17 protein-coding genes are annotated in these 19634 nt (G+C 67.2%); 14 read left to right on the top strand and 3 right to left on the bottom strand.

Going from position 1 to position 19634, the window contains the following annotated elements; all coding sequences use genetic code 11:
- Nucleotides 1-2: 2 nt before the first annotated feature.
- The gene (locus tag DD542_RS02360) at nt 3-953 is read right to left on the bottom strand and encodes a bifunctional hydroxymethylpyrimidine kinase/phosphomethylpyrimidine kinase (RefSeq protein WP_079364494.1); all 951 of its coding nucleotides are present in this window, start codon (nt 951-953) and stop codon (nt 3-5) included.
- Between the two features lie 127 nt (nt 954-1080).
- Here DD542_RS02360 and DD542_RS02355 point away from each other — a divergent pair, with 127 nt between their 5' ends.
- From DD542_RS02355 to DD542_RS02330, 6 genes are all read left to right on the top strand, one after another.
- On the top strand, nt 1081-1254 hold the full coding sequence (locus DD542_RS02355) for a rubredoxin (RefSeq protein WP_066158881.1): 174 nt from the start codon (nt 1081-1083) through the stop codon (nt 1252-1254).
- A gap of 76 nt (nt 1255-1330) precedes the next feature.
- The gene (locus DD542_RS02350; protein ID WP_066158732.1) at nt 1331-1726 is read left to right on the top strand and encodes a response regulator; all 396 of its coding nucleotides are present in this window, start codon (nt 1331-1333) and stop codon (nt 1724-1726) included.
- On the top strand, nt 1726-2091 hold the full coding sequence (locus tag DD542_RS02345; protein WP_066158730.1) for a response regulator: 366 nt from the start codon (nt 1726-1728) through the stop codon (nt 2089-2091). Before DD542_RS02350 ends, DD542_RS02345 begins: the two co-directional genes overlap by 1 nt.
- 28 nt (nt 2092-2119) lie before the next feature.
- Entirely contained in the window at nt 2120-2659 is a 540-nt protein-coding gene (locus DD542_RS02340; protein WP_066158728.1) for a chemotaxis protein CheW, read from the top strand.
- Nucleotides 2660-2755: 96 nt separating this feature from the next.
- Nucleotides 2756-5011 carry a methyl-accepting chemotaxis protein gene (locus tag DD542_RS02335; RefSeq protein ID WP_127803515.1) on the top strand — a complete coding sequence of 752 codons (2256 nt, stop codon included), beginning with the start codon at nt 2756-2758 and terminating at the stop codon, nt 5009-5011.
- A gap of 23 nt (nt 5012-5034) precedes the next feature.
- On the top strand, nt 5035-11154 hold the full coding sequence (locus DD542_RS02330; RefSeq protein ID WP_127803513.1) for an Hpt domain-containing protein: 6120 nt from the start codon (nt 5035-5037) through the stop codon (nt 11152-11154).
- 32 nt (nt 11155-11186) lie between these two features.
- Here DD542_RS02330 and DD542_RS02325 read toward each other — a convergent pair whose 3' ends face one another.
- Nucleotides 11187-12656, bottom strand: a complete 1470-nt coding sequence (locus DD542_RS02325; protein WP_127803511.1) for a deoxyribodipyrimidine photo-lyase — start codon at nt 12654-12656, stop codon at nt 11187-11189.
- Nucleotides 12657-12711: 55 nt separating this feature from the next.
- Between DD542_RS02325 and DD542_RS02320 the strand changes: the two genes are divergently transcribed.
- Genes DD542_RS02320 through DD542_RS02290 form a run of 7 tightly spaced genes read left to right on the top strand, consistent with a single transcriptional unit; the run spans nt 12712 to nt 18385 of the window.
- Entirely contained in the window at nt 12712-13302 is a 591-nt protein-coding gene (locus tag DD542_RS02320; protein WP_066158717.1) for a YqgE/AlgH family protein, read from the top strand.
- On the top strand, nt 13286-13705 hold the full coding sequence (ruvX, locus tag DD542_RS02315; protein WP_127803509.1) for a Holliday junction resolvase RuvX: 420 nt from the start codon (nt 13286-13288) through the stop codon (nt 13703-13705). The genes DD542_RS02320 and ruvX overlap by 17 nt, the downstream gene beginning before the upstream one ends.
- A complete protein-coding gene (gene pyrR, locus DD542_RS02310) occupies nt 13705-14217 on the top strand; it encodes a bifunctional pyr operon transcriptional regulator/uracil phosphoribosyltransferase PyrR (RefSeq protein ID WP_127807254.1) in 513 nt (170 codons plus the stop codon). The genes ruvX and pyrR overlap by 1 nt, the downstream gene beginning before the upstream one ends.
- A 1-nt stretch (nt 14218) precedes the next feature.
- Entirely contained in the window at nt 14219-15175 is a 957-nt protein-coding gene (locus DD542_RS02305) for an aspartate carbamoyltransferase catalytic subunit (RefSeq protein WP_127803507.1), read from the top strand.
- Nucleotides 15172-16302 (top strand): histidinol-phosphate transaminase, encoded by a 1131-nt coding sequence (gene hisC / locus DD542_RS02300; RefSeq protein WP_127803505.1) that lies wholly within the window; start codon nt 15172-15174, stop codon nt 16300-16302. The genes DD542_RS02305 and hisC overlap by 4 nt, the downstream gene beginning before the upstream one ends.
- Nucleotides 16299-17636, top strand: a complete 1338-nt coding sequence (locus DD542_RS02295; protein WP_127803503.1) for a dihydroorotase — start codon at nt 16299-16301, stop codon at nt 17634-17636. Before hisC ends, DD542_RS02295 begins: the two co-directional genes overlap by 4 nt.
- A complete protein-coding gene (locus DD542_RS02290; protein ID WP_066158699.1) occupies nt 17633-18385 on the top strand; it encodes a lysophospholipid acyltransferase family protein in 753 nt (250 codons plus the stop codon). The genes DD542_RS02295 and DD542_RS02290 overlap by 4 nt, the downstream gene beginning before the upstream one ends.
- A gap of 9 nt (nt 18386-18394) precedes the next feature.
- Here DD542_RS02290 and DD542_RS02285 read toward each other — a convergent pair whose 3' ends face one another.
- Nucleotides 18395-19039 (bottom strand): glutathione S-transferase, encoded by a 645-nt coding sequence (locus DD542_RS02285; protein WP_127803502.1) that lies wholly within the window; start codon nt 19037-19039, stop codon nt 18395-18397.
- 97 nt (nt 19040-19136) lie between these two features.
- Here DD542_RS02285 and DD542_RS02280 point away from each other — a divergent pair, with 97 nt between their 5' ends.
- Entirely contained in the window at nt 19137-19532 is a 396-nt protein-coding gene (locus DD542_RS02280) for a DUF2946 domain-containing protein (RefSeq protein ID WP_127803500.1), read from the top strand.
- Nucleotides 19533-19634 lie beyond the last annotated feature (102 nt).

The following is a 19634-nucleotide window of genomic DNA, read 5'->3' as shown; positions in this document are numbered from 1 at the left end:
GTTCAGTGCTTGGTGGTGTCCAGGGGAAAGTCGTCGGCGTCCAGCTGGCTGTCCGGCGAAGGCGTTTCGCCGGCGGCGCCTTCGGGGGCCTCGTCGCCCTCGTCTTCGTGCGCCCAGAACAGCCGGTCGGGAACGGCATGACCCATGCCGGGCTGGAACCCGGCGTCCAGACACTGGTCCAGATAGGTCAGTGCCTCTGCGCAGGCCGATTGCAGGTCGGCGCCGGCGGCGATCAGGGCGCACAGCGCGGCGGACAGCGTGTCGCCCGCGCCGCCGAAGGTCGCCTCAAAGCGCTCGTAGCGAGCGGTGGCCAGCACGGCCTCCGGGCTGGCCAGGTGGCTCTCAAGGTACTGGTCGGCGGCGTTGAAGCCTGTCACCAGGGTGTAGGGCACGCCATGCACCGCCGCCGCCCGGGCCACCTCGCGGGCGTTGGGAGGACGGTCGCCCTCCCACTCGGGCAGAAGCCAGCGGCAAAGGGTGCTGTGGTTGCCGACCAGCACGGTGGTCTGTGGCAGCAGCAGCTCGACACAGGCGTCGAGATAGGTCTCGATGGCGAGTTCGTCCCACCACGAGAGGTCGGGCATGTAGGTGACCACCGGGACATCGGCGTAGTCGGTGGTGATGCCGGCGATCGCGCTGAGGTTTTCCGGGTTGCCGACGAAACCGACCTTGAAGGCCTTGACCGGCATGTCTTCGAGCGCACAGCGGGCCTGGTCGGCGACGGCTTCTTCGTCAAAAGCGATGTGGTCGTGGATTTCGGAGGTGTCCCGGATGTAGGAGCCCGTCACCACCGCCAGCACATGGGCAGAGGCGCTGGACATGGCTGTGAGGTCCGCCGCCAGTCCACCGGCTCCGCTGGGGTCGTTGGCGTTGAAAACCATGACGCATGGCAGCGAAGTTTCACCAGGCTCCACTGCGTTGGCGGGCAGGGGAGGGGCGGAGTTTTGGGGCATTGTGAACGCAGCGTGTTACGCGTAAATCGGTATCTGGCGCCTTGGGGATTTCCACCAGCGCGAGCTCAGCGGCGGCCCTCCGTGGCTCGATACAATGACCGGATTCTATGACAATGCCTTCGCTGACATGACCGAAACCAAGACTTGGATGTGCCTGATATGCGGGTGGATTTACGACGAGGCCGCAGGCTCACCCGAGCACGGTATCGCACCGGGAACCGCGTGGGCGGATGTTCCGATGAACTGGACATGCCCCGAGTGTGGCGCCCGCAAGGAAGACTTCGAGATGGTCCAGATCTGACGAGCCTGCGCCTCGGCGTATGCTGCAGGCTGGCATCCCGTCACCCTCCCTCCACACCATACAGGAGCGACCAGCAGTGAATCCGACGCCCACATTCAAAGTTCTGGTGGTCGACGACAGCAACACCATCCGTCGCAGTGCAGAAATCTTTCTCAAGCAGGGCGGGCACGAGGTGCTGCTGGCAGAGGATGGTTTTGATGCGCTGGCCAAAATCAACGACTACCTGCCCGACATCGTGTTCTGCGACATCCTGATGCCGCGGCTGGACGGGTATCAGACCTGCGCGATCATCAAGCGCAACGCCCGATTCGCCAACATTCCGGTCGTGATGCTGTCGTCCAAAGATGGCGTGTTCGACAAGGCGCGGGGCCGCATGGTCGGCTCGCAGGAATACCTCACCAAACCGTTTACCAAAGACCAGCTGCTGCAGGCCGTGCAGCAGTTTGGCGCCCACCTCACCGGAGCCGCATGATGCCGATTCAGAAGATTCTCGTTGTGGACGATTCCAAGACCGAGCTCATGGTTCTGTCCGATCTGTTGGTGAAAAATGGCTACAAGGTGCGAACCGCTGAGAATGCGGAAGAGGCCTTTCGTCGGCTCGGGGAGGAAAAGCCGGAACTGATTCTGATGGACGTGGTGATGCCCGGTCAGAATGGATTTCAGCTGACGCGGGCCATCACCCGCGACCCCCAATACTCTGATATTCCCATCATCATGTGCACCAGCAAGAACCAAGAGACGGACCGCGTCTGGGGAATGCGTCAGGGTGCGCGCGACTACGTGACCAAGCCAGTCAACGCAGAAGAACTGATCTCCAAGATCCGGGCTCTCGGTTGACGCGGCAACCGGGCGAACGACTGAACGCATGGCCAACCGTCAATCCCTCAAAGACCTTCAGGTGCGCCTCGCGGAGCGCCTGACCGCAGCCAGAACCGAGGGGGCCTCGGCATCCTGGCTTGCTTTGGAGGCCGGCGGCGGGCGTTTCCTGGTACCGCTGGTTCAGTCGGGCGAAATCTTTCCGTGGACCAGCCTGCAGACAGTGCCGTATACCAAGCGGTGGTACGCCGGGGTGGCCAGTCTCCGGGGTGGTCTGCACGGCGTGGTCGATCTGGCTCTGCTGTCCGGGCGGCTCGCAGCGGCTTCCGCCGCCAGGGTGTCTGACCGTGTGACATCAGAGTCGCGACTGGTGAGTCTGCACTCCGCGCTGGGTGTGAACGCCGTTCTGTGGATCGACCGCCTGCTGGGGCTGCGCAACCCCTCCATGTTTGCGTCTGTGATGGAACGGGATGCACAGGCGCCCGCTTGGTACGCCCGCCGTTTCACCGACAAGGATGGTCAGGAGTGGCAGGAGCTGAACCTTCAGGCGCTGTCCCATGACCCGGAGTTTCTCGCCATCGCGGCCTGATGTGCATCGCCATGCGGTGCACGGGTGGCAGGTCGTCATCAATAACGTGTGAGCGGATCCCGATGGATCCCGTCTTTTCTGTTGGAAGGTTGTTTCATGGCCATGCTTGATCGAATCCAGGGGATGTTCCGCAAGAACGGGGCCGACGATCCCGATCTGAGCGACCTCGCCGAACAGGACGTGGCCCGCATCGCTGCCGAGCGGCTAGATGAGTCGCGCAACGATGCAGATTTTACGGAGAGTCGCCTGAGCTCCGATGGTCCGGAGCCAGCCGACCTGGAGCTTGGGGTGCTCAGCCTGCCGGTGCTTGGTCGGCGGAGCGCGGAGCAGCATCGTCGTACCCTGGGCACCTTGCTGTTGTTTGCGGTGGTGCTGTTGACGGCGGTGGTGTTCTTCGTGCTGAACAAGACCGAGAAAGTGGGTCAGCAAGTGGCTGCCAGCGGTCAGGCACTGATGCAGTCGCAGCGGCTGGCCAAGAGTGTGTCCCAGGCCCTGATTGGCAACCCGGCTGCCTTCGCTGAAGTGAAGGACAGTGCCGACGTGCTGTCTCGCAACGTGCGTGGCTTCAAGCAGGGTGATGATGCACTGGGACTGAGCCCTCTGGGCCCCGAGTTTGAGGGGTTGCTGGGCGAGTTGCTGCCCAAGGTGGATTCCGCCGAGCGCAATGCCGGCGTGGTGCTGTCTCAGCAAAAGATCCTGACCCAGGTGGGTGACGCGCTTCGCTCCATCAACCGCCAGTCGTCCGACCTCCTGGAAATCGCTGAAACAGTCTCTTCTCTGAAGCTGCAACTTGGCGCTCCCCCGACCGAGATCTCGGCGGCAGGCCAGTTGGTGATGCTGACGCAGCGCATCGGCAAATCGGCGAACGAGTTCCTGACCATGGAAGGCGTGAGCCCCGAGGCCGTGTTCCTGCTGGGCAAGGACCTGAACACCTTCAAGGAAATCGCTGAAGGCCTGCTCAACGGCAGCGCCGAGCTGCGCCTGAAGTCCACCACCGATCCTCAGATCCGCGAGCGGCTGGAAGCCCTGCTGAAGCTGTACGAGCAAACCCGCACCGACGCTGGTGCCATTCTGGGCAACCTGCAAGGTCTGGTGGCGGCCCGCGAGGCGCAGGCCGGCGTGATCGGCGACAGCGAGCCGTTGCGGACGGGTCTCGAGAGCCTTCAGAGCCAGCTGTCTGCCGCCTCCGGTCTGGGCGGGGGTGAGCTGTTCGCCATGGTGGCGTCGGCGCTGTTTGCGCTGGCCTGTGGCGCGGCGCTGGCGTATGTCCAGCTGCTCGAAAGCCGCCAGCGTCAGCTGATCGCAGAAAGCCAGCGTGTGGCGGCCGAAGCGCAACAGCAGGACGCCAAGCGCGTCAATGATGCCAACCAGGCCGCCATTCTGCGGCTGATGAACGAACTGCAGACGGTGGCCGAAGGCGATCTAACGCAGGAAGCCACGGTGACGGAAGACATCACCGGTGCCATTGCCGACTCGGTGAACTACACGGTGGAAGAACTGCGATCGCTGGTGGGCAACGTGCAAGCCACGGCAACACGGGTGGCCCAGACGACGTCGGCGGTGGAGAGCACCTCGACCGAACTGCTGGCCGCGTCCACGGAACAGCTGCGCGAAATCCGCGAAACCGGCCAGTCGGTGCTGGACATGGCGCAGCGCATCAACGACGTCTCCGGACAAGCGCAGGAATCGGCTCGTGTGGCCCGCTCGTCTCTGCAAGCCGCAGAGTCCGGTCTGCAGGCTGTGCAGGACGCCATCGGTGGTATGAACGCCATCCGCGACCAGATCCAGGAAACCTCCAAGCGCATCAAGCGGCTGGGCGAGTCGTCGCAGGAGATTGGTGAAATCACCGAGCTGATTTCCGACATTACCGAACAGACCAACGTGCTGGCCCTGAACGCCGCCATCCAGGCCGCGTCCGCCGGTGAAGCCGGTCGCGGCTTCTCGGTGGTGGCGGAAGAAGTGCAGCGCCTGGCCGAACGCTCCGCAGATGCCACACGCCAGATTGCTGCGCTGGTGAAGGCGATTCAGACCGACACGCAGGACGCGGTGGCCGCCATGGAGCGCTCCACGCAGGGTGTGGTGGAAGGGGCCAAGCTGTCCGACAACGCCGGTACCGCCCTGTCCGAGATCGACCGCGTGTCGCGCCGTCTGGCCGAGCTGATCGAGCAGATCTCCAGCGCCACGCTACGCGAAGCCGAGTCTGCCAACGAAGTGGCCGGCAACATCCAGCACATTTTCGCGGTGACCGAGCAGACCGGTGAAGGTACGCGTTCGACCGCCGCGCAGGTGCGTGAGCTGTCCTCCATGGCCGAGGAACTGAGGCAGTCGGTGGCCCGATTCAAGATCGCCTGATCGGCCGTCAGGCCTGACCCAACATGCTCGATACCCAAGACCACGCCCCGACCGATACGCCTCTCAACGACCTGGGGCCGCTGGCCTGGGTGTTTGAGGAGTTGCGCAAGTCGCTGGAGGGTGCCAACAAGGCCATCCGGCGGTTCATCCGGGAGTCCGAGCAGGCGCGCCACAGCGACCTGGAAGCGGTCGACCCCGGGGCCTTGCGTGTGGCCCGGCAGCAGCTTCACCAGGCGGTGGGTGCGCTCGAGGTGGTCGGTCTCGCGGCCCCGGCGCAGGTGCTGCGGGGCATGGAGGCGGCAGTCCAGCGGTTCGTGCAGCGCCCGCTCAGTTGCACCGATGAGGCGGCGGGCAAGGTCGAGCGCGCGAGCTTCGCCCTGATCGAGTACCTCGAGGCGGTGCTGAACGGCAAGCCGGTGCCGCCGGTGGCGCTGTTCAGCCAGTACCGCGAGGTGCAGGAGCTGGCGGGTGCCGAGCGCGTCCATCCGGCCGACCTGTGGTCGTTTGACCGGCGGGGGGTGGAGGCGCCAGCGCCTGCCGGGGTGCCGCCGATGAAGGTGGATCCACAGGTGCGCTCGCTGTTCGATCGGCTCGTGCTGCTGGTGGTCAAGACCAACAGCCGTGCTGCCTCGACGCAACTCTCGCGCATGTGTGCCAGCCTGGCCGCTGGTGCGCAGCAACCCCGTGCGGTCACGTTCTGGCGAACAGCCGCGGCCTATTTCGAGGGTTTGTCGCAGAACCTTCTCGTGCCAGATGTCTATGCAAAGAGGGCGGCCTCCCGCATCCTGCTGCAGCTGGCCGGTCTGGTGCAAGGTGGTGCGCGCGCCGATGTGTCCGAGACGCTGTTGCACGACCTCCTGTTCTTCTGTGCCCAGGCGCGTCCTGTGCCGGGCACACCGGCGCCTCATCTCGAAGCGGTGCGCGCGGCGTTCGGTCTCAGCGATGCCGCGCCGGTGGACTACAGCCAGGCCACGTTGGGGCGTTTCGACCCCGCGTTGCTGGTGCAGGCCCGCAAGCGGATCAATGCGGGCAAGGAGTCGTGGTCGCTGCTGGCGGGCGGCGACCTGAGTCGTGCGCGGTCGGTGCTCGACCAGTACACCCTGATCGGCGAGTCGCTGCTCAAGCTGCATCCGGCCAGCACCGGACTGGCCCGCTCGCTCGTCAAGGCGGCCGAGCACGTGGCGCGCTCACCCGGGAACGTCAAGCCCGAGTTGTCAATGGAGGTCGCGACCACCACCCTGTACCTGGAAGCGGCGTTCGACGATTTTGATCCCAACGATGCAACACTGACCGACCGCACCCAGTTGCTGGCCGAGCGTCTGGAGAGGGTGCTGGCGGGCGAGTCTGCCCAGCCCCTCGAACCGTGGATGGAGCAGCTCTACCGCCGCGTTAGCGATCGCCAGACGCTGGGCAGCGTGGTCGGCGAACTGAAGGTGGCGCTGGGCGAGGCGGAGAAGTCGCTGGACCAGTTCTTCCGGGCGCCGAAGGAAAAGGCGGGGCTGCACGTGGCAGTGTCCCAGCTGGTGCAGATGCGCGGCGTGCTCTCTGTGCTGGGCCTTGAACAGGCGGTGCAGACCGTCTCCCGCATGCGCGCGACGGTCGAGCAAATCCTGGACACCGAAATCGACGAGGACATGGCCCGAGAGGCCGGAACCTTCCAGCAGCTGGGCAACAACCTCAGCGCCCTGAGTTTCCTCGTGGACATGCTCAACTACCAGCCAGCGCTGGCGAAGAAGCTGTTCGTGTTCGACGACCAGGCGGGCGAGCTCCGGCCGCTCATGGGGCGGATGGCTCCAGAAGTGCCGGTGTCCCTTCCTTCGCAGCACGCAGCTGAAACGCTGAGCCAGGACGTCCAGCGCGTGGTCGAAGGCGCCCAGAACAATGTGGACTTGGCCGAACTGAGCGAACAGCTCGATTCTCTCGCCGACCAGGCATCGCTGGCCGAACAGGAAGGTGTGGCACGCGCCGCGCGCGAGGCAGCCCAGGCCGTGGTCGGCAGCGACGCCGTGGCCGGTGCCCAGGCACTGGTGGGATTGGCCCAGTCGGGCGTCCCGGCGGTGCCTGTGGCGCAGGTGGCCCCGGTCAGCACGCCGCCCGATGACGATGGCGAAGACGATCTGCGCGACATCTTCCTGGAGGAAGGTCGTGAAGTGGTGGGCAACGGACTGGCCGCGCTCAAGGCGCTGCGCCACGAACCCGGTCAGCTGGAGCAGCTCACGATTCTGCGCCGTGCGTTCCACACCCTCAAGGGCAGCTCCCGGATGGTGGGGCTGGGTGAGTTTGGCGAAGCCGCCTGGGCGATGGAACAGGTTCTCAACTCGGTGTTGGCCGAGCAGCGGCCCGCCGAGCCGGCGCTGCTGTCGCTGGCGCAGGAAGCCATGACCGAGCTGGGCCGCTGGGTGGAGGACATCGACCAGAACCAGGACGCGCACTGGAAGGCCCAGCCCTTCCGCAACAGCGCCCAGGCTTGGCGCGATCGGCGGGAACACCTGCCGCTGGAGGGTACCCTGCCAGAGTCGGCGGTGGAAGCTGTCGAGGTTGTTGAACTGACCGAGCCGGCGGCCGAAGAACCGGTGGTGTCGATCGAGGTCGAAACGGATGACGCGCCTGCGGTGGACCTGGGCGTGGGCGCACAGGAGTCTGGCGACGCCCTGGTGATGGAGCTTGATCTTCCCGAGCCTGTGCCGTCGGAGCATGCATCGCTCGTTGATCCGGTCGAGTCCGGAGCGGGTGGTGAGGATGCGGAATCTCCCGCGCAGGTGGACCCCGCAGACGAGAATCCATCCATCTTCGACGAGATCTCTCTCGATCTGGAGGCGGAGCTTCCACAGGCGCAGGACTTGCAGGATTCCATGCCTGCTGCGCTGTTCAATCCGGCCGAGCCCGACAGCGTGCAGGTGATTGAGCTCGACGCAGTGGCGATGCCGACGCCAGAGCCGGTGCTGGTGGAAGAGCCCATGAGCGCCTCGGGACCTGCTGAGGACGATGAGGCACCGGACGTCGACGTGGGTGAGGAAGCCGCAGACATCGCCGTGCCTTCCGGTGCCGTGACGGACGAGATGCTCGACGAGCAGACCCGCGCCATCGGACCGCTGCGCATCGGCATCCGTCTCTACAACGTCTATCTCAACGAGGCGGATGAATGGTCGCGTCGGCTGGGTGTGGCGCTGTCCGAGTGGTCGCTGGAGCAGCACGAACGTCTGCCCGAGCAGGCCGAGGCGCTGGCACATTCGCTGGCAGGAAGCTCAGCGACGGTGGGCTTCCAGCCCCTGTCGGATATTGCACGGGCGTTGGAGCACGCATTGGCGCTGGTCGGTTCGCACCAGCGCGCGGGCCAGCCGGCGACCGATGCGCAGGCACAGCTTTTCGTGGCCGCCGCCGAGGACATCCGCCGCCTGCTGCACCAGTTTGCGGCGGGTTTCTACAAGGAACCCAATCCCGAACTGCTGGCGGGTCTGGAGGCGTTGCTGCACCTGCCCACGCCAACCGAGTCGGACGCAGTCAGCGAGCCCACGACCGATGAGCCATCGCTGGACAACGAACTGAACACGCAATGGGATGCGTCGTCCATCGACACCGGGACGCCGGTCGACAGCATGGAGCCTGTCGTGGTGGTGGACGAAGAGCCGCTGCACGTGGCACCCGAGGTCCTCGACGCCGAGTCGCTTGTACTGGCGGACGACGACACGACGCTGTCGCCCTTGTTAGAAATGGACGAACCCAGGGGGCCTGTCCAGGACATCGACGACGACATCGATGCGATGGACACGATCGATGTGGACCTGTTCCCGATCTTCTCCGACGAAGCACAGGAGTTGCTGCCCCTGCTGGGTGGTGCCCTGCGCCAGTGGATCGCGCGACCGGACAACGGCAGTGCACGCGCCGAGGTGCTTCGCAACCTGCACACGCTCAAAGGCAGCGCCCGGCTCGCAGGCGCGTTGCGTCTGGGCGAAATGGCGCACCGGATGGAAACCTCGGTTGAACGCCTGGGCACCGACACCCCGCAGACCGGGGAGCTGGAGCCCCTGCAGTCCGCCTACGACGCCCTGTGCGCCCGCTTCGACCTGCTCCGCAGCACCGATCCCGCCTCTCATGGCGTGGTGCAGACCGCGCCGGAGCAAGCCGCCGAGCCACCACTGTCGATCACGGTCGAGGACGAGGTTGTGGTGGGTTCCGGGGAGGCTGTGGTCTCGTCGGAAGCCGCTGCTTCGGTGGCGGTGCCTCAGGGTGCCGGACTGAGTGGCCTGTCTCTTCAGCAGGCGCCGGTGCCGGTGCCACAACGTGCAGGAGCCGCCGTCCGGGTCCGTCCGGAGTTGCTGGACCGCCTGATGAACCAGACCGGTGAGGTCATGATCACCCGCTCGCGCATGGAGTCCCAGCTGGTGACCCTGCGCGGCTCGCTCAAGGACCTGACGGGCAACCTCGACCGTTTGCGCCATCAGCTGCGCGACATCGAACTGCAGGCCGAAACGCAGATGCAGTCGCGCCTGGCGCAGGCGCGCGATGCCGAACTCGCGTTCGACCCGCTGGAATTCGACCGTTTCACGCGCGTACAGGAACTGACCCGCATGATGGCCGAGTCGGTCAACGACGTGGCCACGGTGCAGCGCAATCTGCAGCGTGCGGTCGAAGCGACCGAGGACGGGCTGGTCGCGCAGGGGCGCCAGACCCGCGAGTTGCAACGCGACCTGCTGCGCACCCGCATGGTGGAGTTCGAAGGCATTTCCGAGCGCCTGTACCGCGTGGTGCGCCAGGCCTCGAAGGAGACGGGCAAGCAGGTGCGGCTGGACATCACGGCCGGTCACATTGAAATGGACCGCGGCGTGCTAGACCGGATGACGGCGGCGTTCGAACACCTGCTGCGCAACAGCGTCGTGCATGGCATCGAATCGCCCGAGCGCCGGCTTGAAAAGGGCAAGCCCGCCGAGGGTCACATCGAGATCCGGCTGGCGCAGGAGCTCAACGACGTCTCGGTGACGTTCGAGGACGACGGCGCGGGCATCGATCTGGCGCGTCTGCGCGAAAAAGCCCTGGCCCAGGGGCTGGTGCCCGCCGGCGCGGTGCTGTCCGACGACGAAGCCGCGCAGCTGATCTACACCCCTGGCCTGAGCACGGCTGCCGAGGTGTCCTCGCTGGCGGGGCGCGGTGTTGGCATGGACGTGGTCCGCAACGACGTGGTGGCGCTCGGTGGCCGCATCGAGACCCACACCCACGCGGGGCAGGGCAGCAGCTTCAAGCTGGTGCTGCCGCTGACCACCGCCGTCACGCAGGTGGTGATGCTGCGTGCGGGTGAACTGACGGTCGGTGTGCCGTCGACTCAGGTCGAACTGGTTCGCCGTGTCAGCGCCGACGAGCTGGCGCAGGCGTACGCCAGAAAGACGCTCATGGTCGGCGGCGAGGAGGTGCCGTTCTACTGGGCAGGGGCTCTGCTCCAGTCGACACCGCAATCGCAGGAAACACAGACCCGCACGCTGCCGGTGGTGATCTTCCGAAGTGCGGCGCAGCGCGTGGCGATGCACGTGGACGAGGTGCTGGGCAACCAGGAAGTCGTGGTGAAGAACCTCGGTCCGCAGCTCTCGCGCCTGCCCGGTCTGGCCGGCATGTCGGTTCTGGCGTCTGGCGCTGTGGCGCTGATCTACAACCCGGTGGCGCTGGCCACGGTGTACGGTGACCAGGTGCAACCCTGGATCGAGGGCCGGCTGCACCGCGACGCGGCGTCGTCCGAAGGCGCTCCCGAGCTGCCGGTCGAGGCGGCGGTCAGTGCCGTGCCGCTGGTGCTGGTGGTCGACGACTCGATCACGGTGCGCCGCGTGACGCAGCGCCTGCTGCAGCGCGAAGGCTACCGCGTGACGCTGGCGGCCGATGGCCTGCAGGCACTGGAGCGCCTGCAGCAGGAGCGCCCGACCGTGGTGCTGTCGGACATCGAGATGCCGCGCATGGACGGTTTCGACCTGGTGCGCAACATCCGCAACGATCCGCGCCTGTCCGACCTGCCGGTGATCATGATCACGTCGCGCATCGCGGAGAAGCACCGCGAGCACGCCCGCGAGCTGGGCGTGGACCACTACCTGGGCAAGCCCTACTCGGAAGACGAGCTGCTGGCCCTGGTGGCGAACTACGCGCAGGCCGCAGCCAACGCCTGACCACTGGTCGCCCGGCGGCCTGGTGATCAGGGTCAGCGCTTGACCACTGCGTAACGCTCCAGCGTGCGCTCGCGGGCGATGGCGTGGTCGACGATCGGGTTCGGGTAAGTCTGGCCCAGCCGCACATCCGCCGCCACCAGCTCCAGTTCAGGTGCCTTCCAGGGGGCGTGGATCGCCGCGTCGGACAACCCCGCCAGCTGCGGCAGGTAGCGGCGGATGAACTTGCCCTGGGGGTCGAACTTCTCGCTCTGCGTTACCGGGTTGAAGATGCGGAACCAGGGCTGGGCGTCGCAGCCGGTCGAGGCCGCCCACTGCCAGCCGCCGTTGTTGGCGGCCAGGTCGAAGTCGATCAGCTTCTCGGCGAAGTAGCGCTCGCCCCACCGCCAGTCGATGCCCAGGTCCTTCACCAGGAAGCTGGCCACCACCATGCGCAGCCGGTTGTGCATGTAGCCGGTCTGATTGATCTGGGCCATGGCCGCGTCCACCAGCGGGTAGCCGGTGCGGCCCTCGCACCAGGCCGCGAACAGGGTCTGGGCGTGCTTGCCATGTTCGAAGCGCACCTTGTCGTACTCGGGTCGGAATGCGTTGCCGACCACGTGTGGAAAGTTGGCCAGGACCTGGTGGTAGAAGTCGCGCCAGATCAGCTCCGACAGCCAGGTGCTGGCCCCCTTCATGCCCTGCAGGTGCATCTGCCAGGCCAGCGACGCCAGCTGGCGCACCGACACCGTGCCGAAGCGAAGGTGCACGCTCAGATAGCTCGGGCCCTTGACCGCCGGAAAGTCGCGCGCCGTGTCGTAGCGTTCGATGCGGTCCATAAAATCCGCCACCAGGGTCTGTGCACCGCTGGCGCCGGTGGGCATGGGCAGCTTCGACAGGTTGGTGGTCTCGAAGTCCAGATCGGACAGCCGGGGCAGCGGCCCATCCATCGCATCGGGCAGTGGTGCGAGGGCCGGTGCGTATTTGTCGACGGGATAGGCCTTGAGAAAGAACGGCTCGATCTTGCGCAGCCAGGCGTTCTTGTAGGGCGTGAACACGCCGAACGGCTGGCCGGCCTGGGTCAGCACCTCGCGGCGTTCGAAGATCACATGGTCCTTGTGGCTGTGCAGCATGACGCCGGCGTGTGCCAGCGCGCCCAGCACCTGGGCATCGCGGGCCAGGGCTGCGGGCTCGTCGTCGTGGTTGGTGAACACCGCTTGCACATGCAGCTGCCGGGCCAGCCGCGGGATGTCTTCGCGCGCGGCCGCGTGCCGCACGATGAGGCCGGTGCGCTCGCGGCCGTGCCGGGCGCCCAGGGCGCGCAGCCCGGCATCGAGTTCGAGCACGCTGGCGTGGATGAACTCCACCCGCCGGTCGGCGCGCGGCAGCGGGTCGAGGATCTCCGTGTCGAACACGAACACGCACCAGACCTGGCGGCAGTGTTTGAGCGCGTGGTGCAGGGCGGCGTTGTCCTGCACCCGCAGGTCGCGCCGGAACCACATCAGTCCTCTGTCGTAGCGTGTCATCGGGGGCTGCTCGGTGACGGCGGGGCGGGCACGGGCCGCCGCTTAAAATTGCGCCATGACTGCGGATTCTGCCCCGATCAATCTCACCAATCACTTCCTGATTGCAATGCCCGGGCTGAACGACGAGCTGTTCGGCCGCAGCGTGGTGTTCATGTGCGAACACAGCGAGCGCGGCGCGCTCGGACTCGTGATCAACAAGCCTTCCGACATCCTGCTGCCCGGACTGTTCGCCAAGGTCGACCTGGTGCTGGGGCGCGACGATCTGCGCGATCAGCCCGTGTTCCAGGGCGGTCCCGTGCAGACCGAGCGCGGTTTCGTGCTTCACGAAGCCATCGACGCGGGTGAAGGCGAGTCGGTCTACGCCTCCACGCTGTCCATTCCCGGCGGGCTGGAGATGACGACCTCGCGCGATGTGCTCGAAGCCATCGCCTCGGGCGCGGGTCCACGCAAGGTGTTTGTCTCGCTGGGCTACGCGTCCTGGGGAGAGGGACAGCTCGAATCCGAGATCACCGAAAACAGCTGGCTCACGGTGGCCGCCGACCCAGCGCTGATTTTCGACACGCCGGTGTCGCAACGCTATGAGAAGGCGATGGGCCTGCTGGGTCTGGCGCCCTGGATGCTGTCCCCCGATGCCGGACACGCCTGACGCCATGGACGTGCCGGCCGCCTGCCAGACCTTTCTGGCCTTTGACTTCGGACTCAAGCGCACCGGTGTGGCCAGCGGCAACCGCCTGACCCGCACCGCCACTCCGCAGGTCACCATCGCCGCCGAAGGCGATGCGCGCTTCGTGAAAGTCGCCGAACGCATCAAGGAGTGGCAGCCCGACGCCCTCGTCGTCGGCGTGCCGTTCCATCCCGACGGGGCGTCCCACGAGAACACCTTGAGGGCGCAGAAGTTCGCGCGCCGGCTGCGCGGCCGCCACGGCCTGCCGGTGTACGAGGTCGACGAACGCTACTCGACCACCGAGGCCCACGCACTGGGGGCCAAGGACGCCGATGCGGCCAGCGCCTGCATCATCCTGGAACAGTTTCTGAGGAGCCTGCCGTGATCCAAAACATCCAGCTCGACGCCGAGCTGCTCTATGCCGAACTTCGCGAAGGCGTCCAGGCGCTGATTGCCGCCACCCCGCAACCGGTGGTGCTGGCCGGCATCACCTCGGGCGGTGCCTGGCTGGCCGAGCGCCTGCAGCGCGACTTGGGCCTGCCCGGCGACGCAGGTGTGATCTCCTCGTCCATGCACCGCGACGACTTCGCGCAGCGCGGCCTGTCGATCTCGGCTCAGACCGTGCTGCCCTATGAAGTGGACGGTGCGAACGTGGTGCTGATCGACGACGTGCTCTACACCGGCCGCACCCTGCGCGCGGTGATCAACGAGCTGTTCGACTACGGCCGCCCCGCGAGCGTGCAACTGGCGGTGCTGGTCGACCGCGGCGGTCGCGAGCTGCCCATCCAGGCCAATCTCTGCGCCGCCACCCTGACCCTGCCCGCCAACCAGTTGCTGGAGCTGGCGCGCGACAGCGAGGGGCGCTTCCGATTCGTGCTGGAAACCAAGGAAAACTGACGTGCCACGCAACCCCCAGCTGAACAAGAACGGCGAGCTGATCCACCTGCTCTCCACCGAAGGCCTCCCGCGCGACATCCTCACGCACATCCTCGACACTGCGTCGAGCTTCGTGAGCGTGAGCGACCGCGAGGTCAAGAAGGTGCCGCTGCTGCGCGGCAAGAGCGTGTTCAACCTGTTCTTCGAGAACAGCACCCGCACCCGTACCACCTTCGACATCGCGGCCACGCGCCTGTCGGCCGACGTCTACACGCTGGACATCGCGCGCAGCTCCACCGCCAAGGGCGAGTCGCTGCTGGACACCATCGCCAACCTGTCGGCCATGGCGGCCGACATCTTCGTGGTGCGCCACAGCGAATCGGGAGCGCCCTATCTCATCGCCCAGCATGTGGCCCCGCACGTGCACGTGGTCAATGCCGGCGACGGCCGCCACGCGCACCCCACGCAGGGCCTGCTGGACATGTACACCATCCGGCACTACAAGAAGGACTTCAGCAAGCTCTCGGTGGCCATCGTCGGCGACGTGCTGCACTCGCGCGTGGCGCGCTCCGACATCCACGCGCTCACCACGCTGGGCTGCCCCGACGTGCGCGTGGTCGGCCCGCGCACCCTGGTGCCCAGCGACCTCTCGCATCTGGGTGTGCGGGTTTGCCACACGCTGGAAGAAGGCATCAAGGACTGCGACGTGGTGATCACCCTGCGGTTGCAGAACGAGCGCATGAGCGGCGCCCTGCTGCCATCGAGCCAGGAGTACTTCAAGAGCTTCGGTCTGACCACCGAGCGCCTGCGCTGGGCCAAGCCGGACGCCATCGTCATGCACCCGGGGCCGATCAACCGCGGCGTCGAGATCGAGTCCGCCGTGGTCGACGGACCGCAGAGCGTGATCCTGCCGCAGGTGACCTTCGGCATCGCCGTCCGCATGGCCGTGCTGGGTATCGTGGCCGGGAACGAGGCATGAGCTCTAGGAAAGAGGCTGCTGCGCGTGCGCTCTGGAGCCCCGCGGTGCGCGGGCTGCACGCCTACGTGCCCGGCGAACAGCCGCAGGGCGCGGGCTGGATCAAGCTCAACACCAACGAGTGCCCGTACCCGCCGTCGCCGCGCGTGCTCGACGCGGTGCGTGATGCAGCTGACGAACGCCTGCGCCTCTACCCCGACCCGACCGCGTTGTCGCTGCGTCAGACCATCGCGAAGCGTTTCGGGCTGACGCCCGAGCAGGTGTTCGTCGGCAACGGCTCCGACGAGGTGCTGGCCCACGCGTTCTGCGCCCTGCTGCGCCACGGCCGGCCTGTGCTGTTCCCGGACGTCAGCTACTCGTTCTACCCGGTGTACTGCGCGCTCTACGGCATCGAGCCGCAGCCGATCCCTCTGGACGATGCCTTCCGCGTGCGCGTGGCCGACTACCGGCGCGGCAACGGCGGCATCGTGCTGCCCAACCCGAACGCCCCGACGGGCATCGCTCTCTCTCTGTCCGAACTGACCCAGCTGCTCGAAAGCAACCCGGGCTCGGTGGTGGTCATCGACGAAGCCTATGTGGACTTCGGCGCGGAGAGCGCCGTGGCGCTGATCAATCGTTTCCCGCAGCTGCTGGTGGTGCGCACGCTGTCGAAGTCGGCCGCTCTGGCCGGGCTGCGCGTCGGTTTTGCCATGGGCCACACCTCGCTGATCGAGGCGCTGCACGTGGTCAAGGACAGCTTCAACTCCTACCCGCTGGACCGGCTGGCGCTGGCCGGTGCACAAGCCGCCATCGAGGACGACGGGCACCTGCAGGCGCTGTCGGCGCGCATTGCCGCCAGCCGCCAGTGGCTGGAACAGCAGTTCGACGGCCTGGGTTTCGACTGCCTGCCGTCCAGCGCCAACTTCCTGTTCGTGCGCCATGCCAGCGCGCGCGCGGCCGACCTGTTCAGCGCCCTGCGCGAGCGCCGCATCCTCGTGCGCCACTTCAAACAGCCCCGCATCGACAACCACCTGCGCATCACCATCGGCACCCAGGTCGAGTGCGAAGCCCTGGTCGATGCGCTGCGCCACATCCTGTCCACGTCCTCTTCCGCCGGGGCACCGATCTCCGCACCGATAGGCACACCATGAAGATCCTGATCCAGAACGGCCGCGTCATGGACCCGGCCAGCGGCCGCGACGAGCTGGCCGACATCGCGATTGCGGCGGGCCGCATCATCGCCATCGGCAAAATCGCGCCCGACTTCCATGCCAACCGCACCATCGACGCCTCGGGTCTGGTGGTCGCGCCTGGCCTGGTTGATCTGGCTGTGCGCCTGCGCGAGCCCGGCCAGGAGCATGCCGGCATGCTGGAGAGCGAAATGGCCGCGGCCGTGGCCGGCGGTGTCACGTCGCTGGTCTGCCCGCCCGACACCGACCCGGTGCTCGACGAACCGGGCCTGGTGGATATGCTCAAGTTCCGCGCCGAGAAGCTGCACCAGTCGCGCGTGTTCCCGCTGGGCGCGCTCACGCGCGGCCTCAAGGGCGAGGTGCTGACCGAAATGGCCGAGCTCACCGAGTCCGGCTGCATCGGCTTCGGCCAGGCCGAGGTGCCCATCGTCAACGCGCAGGTGCTGCAGCGAGCGCTGCAGTACGCCGCCACCTTCGGCTACACCGTGTGGCTGCGGCCGCAGGACTTCTGGCTCGGCAAGGGTGTCGCTGCCAGCGGTCCGCTGGCCACGCGCATGGGCCTGGCCGGCGTGCCGGCCGCGGCCGAAACCATCGCGCTGCACACCCTGTTCGAGCTGCTGCGCGGTGTGCACGGCGCGGCCAAGGCGGCGGGCGAGAAGGGCGTGCACGTGCACCTGTGCCGCATCAGCAGCGCCGCTGGCCTGGCCCTGGTGCGCCAGGCCAAGGCCGAGGGCCTGCCGGTCAGCTGCGACGTGAGTGTGCACAACCTGCACCTGACCGACGTGGACATCGGCTTCTACGACAGCCGCGCCCGCCTGCAGCCGCCGCTGCGCCAGCAGCGCGACCGCGAAGCGCTGCGCGCCGGCCTGGCCGACGGCACCATCGACGCCCTGGTGTCCGACCACAACCCGGTGGACGCCGACGCCAAGGTGCTGCCCTTCGCCGAGGCCGAGCCCGGTGCCACCGCGGTGGAGCTGCTGCTGGGCCTGGCGGCCAAATGGGCGCAGCAGGATGGCCTGGGCCTGATGCAGGCGCTGGCCGTGCTCACCAGCGGCCCGCAGGCGGTGCTGGGGGGCGCACTGGGCACGCTGCAGCACAGCGTGGGGCAGATCAGCGTGGGCGGCGCGGCCGACCTCTGCCTGTTCGACCCCAACGCCAGCTGGGCGGTGGAGCCGGCCGCCCTGCGCAGCCAGGGCAAGCACACGCCGTTCGAGGGCCACGAGATGCCGGTGCGTGTGCGCGCCACGCTGGTGGCCGGCCAGGTGGCCTACGAGGCGGCGCGGGCCGCGGCGTGAGCGGCCGGCGGCGCTCGGCCCTGGCTGCGGGGTGGCGCATCCTGCGCGCCCTGGGCCATGTGCTGCGCGGCCTGTGGACCATCCGCAGCGAATTCGGAAAGCTGACGCCCGAGGCCACCGACCTGCTGGTGCGCGAGTGGACCCGCCAGATGCTGGGCATCCTGGGCGTCACGCTGCAGGTGCGCGGCACGCCGCCGGTGCACGGCCCCCTGCTGGTGGTGGCCAACCACATTTCTTGGCTCGACATTCTGGTGATGAACGCGGCGCGGCCGTCGCACTTCGTGTCCAAGGCCGACGTCAAGGCCTGGCCGGTGATCGGTGCGCTGGTGACCGGCGCGGGCACGCTCTACATCGAACGCGAGAGCCGGCGCGACGCCATGCGCGTGGTGCACAAGATGGCCGAACATCTGCGCGGCGGTGACATCCTGGCGGTGTTTCCCGAGGGCACGACCGGCGACGGCCAGACCCTGCTGCCCTTCCACGCCAACCTGATCCAGGCCGCGATCGCGGCCGAAGCGCCGGTGCTGCCGGTGGGGCTGAGCTATGTCGATCCGGTGCACGGTCGGCGTCACGACGCGCCGCTGTTCATCGGCGATACCACGCTGCTGCAGTCGCTGTGGAACACACTGCGCGCCACCGACGTGGTGGCGGTGGTGCACTACGGCGAACCACAGCGCGCCCAGGGCCGCGACCGACGCACCTGGGCGCAGAACCTGCGCGATGCGGTGACCGCACTGCGCGAGGGCTGATTTTTCTGACTACGCTTTCGCGCGCGCCAGCATCAGTTCGGTGTTGGCCTTGCGGTCGGCGTTGACCTTCTGCACCGCAGGGCGTTCACCGATGCGCCTGAGGTAGTCGCGCACCGGCAGGTCCGCCAGCACGTCCTTGCCATAGATGATCTTGCTGGCGCTGCTGACCAGCGGCAGGTGCACCGCGGCGCCCACATCGGCCAGCGTGAATTCGGCGCCGCCGATGAAGGACGGGAAGCCCGCCAGCGTGGCGAACGCGGCCACGTTCTTCTCCAGCTGCTGGGCCGTCTTCTCCTTGGCCGCGTCGCTGATCTTGCCGCCGAAGAAGGCCTCGGGGTAGAGGTTGCGCGCCACCAGCTCCAGGTGCAGCTCGATGAAGCGCAGCAGTTCGCGCGCCTTGGCCGCGGCGAACGGGTCTGCCGGCAGCAGCGGGTGCTGCGGGTACTTCGCTTCCAGGTATTCGAGGATCACGGTCGACTCGCACAGCGGGCCTTCGTCGGTCTTCAGGTAGGGCACCTTGCCCAGCGGGCTGGCCGCCCGGTCGGTCTGGCCGACCCAGACCAGTTCTTCCTGGAATGGGACGCCTTTTTCAAGCAGGGCGAGCTTGACCTTGTTGTAGTAGTTGCTGGCCGAAAAGCCGCAGAGGGTGAGCATGACGTGTGTCTCCTGGAGGTTGGGCGAACAGCGGCATCGTAGGGGCCGCGGGTTCCGGGATGCGTCGCCCACAGGACCGCGCTGTTAACATCGCGCGATGTCTTTCCTGCGCCTGCGTCGCCGTTTTGCCGCCTGGCTGGCCCTTGTGGCCATGCTGCTGGGTGCGCTCGCGCCGACCATCGCACAGGCCCGGATGGGCGGCAGCGACCGCGCCGACTGGCTGGAAATCTGCACCACCACCGGCATGGTCTGGGTCCAGCCCGACACCGGCGAGCTGGCGCAGAAGATCGATGGCCAGCCCGCTGGCTCTGATGCCAGCCCGCACTGCCCCTGGTGCACCCTGCACGGTGGCGCCAGCGGCCTGCCCCCGGTGGAGGCCGTGGCCATGCTGCCCGCCCCGCTGGCCGAACAGCCTTCGGCGTTCTACCGCGCCCCCCTGACCGACACGGTCTGGGCGACCGCCCGTTCCCGGGCGCCTCCGCTGAGCCTCTGAAAACCCGCGCCGTGGCGCGCTCCTGCGGGAGTGCGCCTGTGTTGTCCGTTTTTCGGGGGTGCCATGCCTCTCGCGTCCGTTTCCTCTTCGCTGTTTTCACGC

This window comes from Hydrogenophaga sp. NH-16 (assembly GCF_004006415.1).
In the GTDB taxonomy this organism is placed as follows: Bacteria; Pseudomonadota; Gammaproteobacteria; order Burkholderiales; family Burkholderiaceae_C; genus Hydrogenophaga; species Hydrogenophaga pseudoflava.
Note: the sequence above shows the minus strand (reverse complement) of the source record. Positions and strands in the feature narration are given on the sequence as shown.